The organism is Curtobacterium sp. MCBA15_016, from assembly GCF_001865105.1.
In the GTDB taxonomy this organism is placed as follows: Bacteria; Actinomycetota; Actinomycetes; order Actinomycetales; family Microbacteriaceae; genus Curtobacterium.
In genome coordinates this window covers 12096-13084 of record NZ_MJGR01000034.1, presented here as the reverse complement: position 1 = coordinate 13084, position 989 = coordinate 12096, and the positions used below count along the sequence as shown (strand labels likewise).

Here is a 989-nt window from a genome sequence, read left to right as displayed (position 1 = left end):
ACGACGACGTCGTGCACGTCCTCGACGGCACGGAGCGCCGCCTCGACCTCGCTCGGCTCGACGAGGTACCCGCGGACCTTCACGGCGTCGTCGTCGCGGCCGAGCAGGACCAGGCAGCCGTCCTCCTCGACGCGGGCGAGGTCACCCTGGCGCCACAGCGGGGTGCCGTCCTCGTCGACGGAGAGGTGCTCGCTCGTCTTCTCGGGCGCGCCCCAGTAGCCGGCGGTCATGCCGTCTCCGATGACCACGAGCTGGCCGGTCTCCCCCGTCGCGGCGGCGGTACCGTCCTCGCGGAGGACCCGGGCGGTCTTGCCCGGCGGCACGTACCCGGCCGGCACGACGCCGTTCGGGACGGCGTCGTCCGGACCGACCGGGAAGTACGAGACCGCCCCCATCTCGCTCGACCCGAACCCGTTCCAGAGGACCGTGCGGGCGCCGAGGACCGGGCGAGCGGCGTGCACGTCGGTGCCGGTGATCGGCTCGCCGACCGTCATGACGAGCCGGAGCCCGGCGAGCGCGGGGTGCAGGTCCGTGCCGCGGTCGCGCACGGTGGAGACGACCGACCGGAGCAGGTGCGGCGTGCAGACCACTGCGGTGACGTCCTCGGCGGCCATGCCCTCGAGGAGTCGCTCGGTCCCGAGGTCGCGTGCGTCGAGCAGGACCGCGGCGGCCCCGCTCAGCATGCTGTCGAGCGTGGTGAGGATGCCTGCGGCGAAGGAAAGCGGCAGCACGACGCCCACGAGGTCGCCCGGGCGGTAGTCGGCGCTCCAGGCACTCTGCTCGGTGTTCCGGAGGAGCTGTCGGTGCGTCATCGCGACGCCCTTCGGCAGGCCCGTGGAGCCCGAGGTGAAGACGATCGCGGCGGGGTCGGTGCCACCGGGGCGAGAGGTCGCTGCGGGGTCGGCGACGGTGCCGGTCGCGGTGCCGGCGGCGGTCGCGCTGCCGGTCGCGGCCTGCTCGGTGCTCGTCGCGATGAGGGCGTCGAGGTC

Annotated in this window: 1 protein-coding gene; it reads right to left on the bottom strand. The window is 74.4% G+C overall.

Annotated features, from left to right (window positions below; translation table 11 throughout):
* A partial coding sequence (locus BIV03_RS13890) for a class I adenylate-forming enzyme family protein (RefSeq protein ID WP_175475870.1) occupies positions 1 to 989 on the bottom strand: 989 nt, incomplete at both ends.